General features: G+C 39.3%; 3 protein-coding genes. All 3 read left to right on the top strand.

The window, feature by feature from the left end; translation table 11 throughout:
• Positions 1 to 1,413: polyribonucleotide nucleotidyltransferase (gene pnp / locus ACEW8O_RS19170; protein WP_373496238.1), on the top strand; the 1,413-nt coding region annotated here is incomplete at its 5' end.
• Positions 1,414 to 1,496: 83 nt separating this feature from the next.
• Entirely contained in the window at positions 1,497 to 2,360 is an 864-nt protein-coding gene (locus tag ACEW8O_RS19165) for an RNA polymerase sigma factor RpoD/SigA (RefSeq protein WP_084121786.1), read from the top strand.
• A gap of 188 nt (positions 2,361 to 2,548) precedes the next feature.
• Positions 2,549 to 3,493, top strand: a complete 945-nt coding sequence (gene trxB / locus ACEW8O_RS19160; RefSeq protein WP_373496237.1) for a thioredoxin-disulfide reductase — start codon at positions 2,549 to 2,551, stop codon at positions 3,491 to 3,493.
• Positions 3,494 to 3,498: the final 5 nt, after the last annotated feature.

Raw genomic sequence — 3,498 nt, 5'->3', positions numbered from 1 at the left:
GCATTGTATGAAAAAATGCATGCTGAACTTTATGGCAAATGTTATGAGGTCGTTGCAAGAGAACTTGCCAACAAATCTGAAAGATCAGAATTGATCAAAGCGATCAAAGAAGCTTTTGTTGAAAACCTAGGCGAAGAACATGAATTTGAAGCCAGTTTGATTGGTCCATATTTTTCCAAAATCCATAAAGAAGCTGCCAGGAACCTAACTTTGAATGAAAAGAAAAGGCTGGATGGAAGAAAGCTTAATGAAATCAGACCTATTTGGTCTGTAGTGGATTATTTGCCATCAGCACATGGTTCAGCCATTTTCACCAGAGGTGAGACTCAAGCTATTACCACCTGTACATTAGGTACCAAAATGGATGAGCAAATGGTGGATGGCGCAATGATATCAGGCTTTAATAAGTTTTTCCTTCATTATAATTTTCCTGGTTTTTCTACAGGAGAGGTGAAAATAAACCGGGGTCCGGGTAGGAGAGAAGTAGGGCATGGCAATTTGGCAATGAGGGCATTGAAAAAGGTATTGCCTTCAGGAGATGATAACCCCTATACAATAAGGATTGTATCTGATATCTTAGAATCAAATGGCTCATCCTCGATGGCGACTGTTTGTGCAGGTTCTTTGGCTCTGATGGATGCAGGTATTCAAATCAAATCTCCTGTTACAGGTATTGCAATGGGAATGATTTCAGATCCGAAAACAGGAAAATATTCAATACTTTCCGATATTCTTGGAGACGAAGATCACTTAGGTGATATGGATTTCAAAGTGACCGGTACTGAAAAAGGAATTACTGCCTGTCAGATGGATCTTAAAGTTGAAGGACTCGATTACAGTGTATTGAAAGAAGCACTTTATCAGGCAAGAGAAGGAAGGCTTCATATTATGGAGAAGATCAAGAAAACTCTTTCTGCACCTAAGCCTGAACTTAAGCCACATACACCAAGATCATTTACAATGAGTATTCCTAAAGAACTGATCGGTGCTGTAATAGGTCCAGGAGGTAAAGTGATTCAGGAAATTCAAAAAGATACAGGAGCTACCATTATTATTGAGGAAAAAGACAATCAAGGTAAGATCAGCATATTCTCAAACAATCAAGATTCCATGAATGCTGCCATCTCCAGAATCAGGGCGATAGTAGCACAGCCTGAGATCGGAGAAACCTATCCAGGTATTGTCAAGAACATTATGCCTTTTGGTGCGTTTGTAGAATACATGCCCGGCAAGGATGGACTGTTACATATTTCTGAAATCAAGTGGGAAAGACTTGAAAATATGGAAGGGGTTCTTGAACCAGGCGAAGAAATCATGGTCAAACTGATAGATGTCGATAAAAAGACCGGTAAATTCAAACTATCGAGAAAAGTTTTAATACCTAAGCCCGAAAAATCAGATAAAAGAGATTAAGTAAAGGAAGTATTTATTACTTTGAACTTTATTTTATTTTAATTCTGTTAAACATAGAGTCACAACTGAAAATATATTCTTGAATGAGGCAGCTAAAAATTAGCAAACAGATTACCAACAGAGAAAGTCAATCTTTGGATAAGTATCTCCAAGAGATTGGTAAGGTAGATCTTCTCACCGCTGATGAGGAAGTAGTACTGGCAAAAAGGATCCGTGAAGGAGACCAACTTGCTTTGGAAAAACTTACAAAAGCCAATCTTCGATTTGTCGTATCTGTAGCCAAACAATATCAGAATCAAGGTCTTTCTCTTGGCGATCTGATCAACGAGGGTAACCTTGGTTTGATCAAGGCGGCGCAGAGATTTGATGAAACCAGAGGTTTTAAATTCATATCTTATGCTGTTTGGTGGATTAGACAATCAATTTTGCAAGCTTTGGCGGAGCAATCAAGGATTGTGAGACTTCCTTTGAACAGGGTGGGATCTTTGAACAAAATAAGCAAGACCTTCAGCGAACTTGAACAAAAATTTGAAAGAGAACCATCTCCCGAAGAATTGGCAGAAGTTCTTGAAGTGACGGCCGGTGAAGTTGTGGATACCATGAAAATTTCCGGGAGACACGTTTCGATGGATGCGCCGTTTGTTCAGGGAGAGGAAAACAGTTTACTTGATGTTCTTGAAAATGACGGTGATGAAAAACCTGATGATGGATTGATGACCGATTCATTGAGAAAAGAAGTTCAAAGAGCCTTGTCAACACTAACTCAAAGGGAAGCGGATGTCATCACCCTTTATTTCGGTCTTAACGGGGAACATGCCATGACTTTGGAAGAAATAGGTGAGAAATTCAACCTCACAAGGGAAAGAGTTAGACAGATTAAAGAAAAGGCAATCAGAAGGTTAAGACATACTTCAAGAAGTAAAACTTTAAAACCATACCTCGGATAAAACACCTGTGGTCAATAGAAAAATAAAAAAAGGGGAATTATCCCCTTTTTTTATTCCCCCTGTTATTGAGATTAAAAAGTAACCCCTTGACATTCATTGTATCGGAATGTATTAGGGAATTTTAACACCCATTAACTTTGTTGTGAAAGGTATTTTGACAAAATTTGCCAACCTCAAAAATCAATCGAATGACTTCAGAAATTGAAAAAACCAAAGTCTTGATCATTGGTTCCGGACCTGCTGGATATACTGCTGCAATTTATGCTTCAAGAGCTGGTCTTAGCCCAATTTTATATACAGGAGCCCAACCTGGAGGACAATTGACCATTACCACCGATGTCGAAAATTACCCTGGATATCCCGATGGAATTATGGGGCCTGAAATGATGGAGGATTTCAGGAAACAAGCCGAAAGATTCGGAACTCAAGTCCGATATGGAATGGTGACTTCTGTTGATTTCAGTGGCCATCCTCACAAGGTTGTTGTGGATGAACAAATTACAATTCTTGCTGACACTATTATCATTTCCACGGGTGCTTCAGCAAAATGGCTTGGAATTGAAAGCGAAGAAAGATTGAATGGAAAAGGTGTTTCAGCATGTGCTGTATGTGATGGTTTCTTTTTTCGGGGTCAGGATGTGGCTATTGTTGGGGCAGGGGATACTGCTTGCGAAGAAGCTTCATACCTTTCCAATATCTGTAGCAAAGTATATATGATAGTGCGAAGGGATGAAATGCGTGCTTCGCTAATCATGCAAAACAGAGTAATGAAAAACCCTAAGATTGAAATTTTATGGAATACAGAAACGGTTGAAATTCTTGGAGAAGATGAAGTGACGGGTGTCACTGTAATAAACAACAAGACCAATGAGATCCAAAATTTGAAAATTTCAGGTTTCTTCGTTGCAATAGGTCATGAACCAAATACCGGGATTTTCAAAGGAATTTTGGATATGGATGAAACGGGATATATAATCACAGTCCCGGGAAGTACCCGTACCAATGTCGAAGGTGTGTTTGCCAGTGGCGATGCCCAAGACCATATTTATAGACAGGCGGTAACGGCTGCCGGAACTGGTTGTATGGCTGCTTTAGATGCAGAAAGGTATTTAGCTTCTAAAGAATTGTCATAATCAGA

It is taken from the genome of Aquiflexum sp., from assembly GCF_041749095.1.
Taxonomy (GTDB): Bacteria; Bacteroidota; Bacteroidia; order Cytophagales; family Cyclobacteriaceae; genus Aquiflexum.
Note: the sequence above shows the minus strand (reverse complement) of the source record. Positions and strands in the feature narration are given on the sequence as shown.

Excerpts from the sequence above, each read along its gene's own strand:
- ACEW8O_RS19165 (WP_084121786.1), top strand. The coding sequence starts at position 1,497 with ATGAGGCAGCTAAAAATTAGCAAACAGATTACCAACAGAGAAAGTCAA.
- trxB (WP_373496237.1), top strand. The coding sequence starts at position 2,549 with ATGACTTCAGAAATTGAAAAAACCAAAGTCTTGATCATTGGTTCCGGA.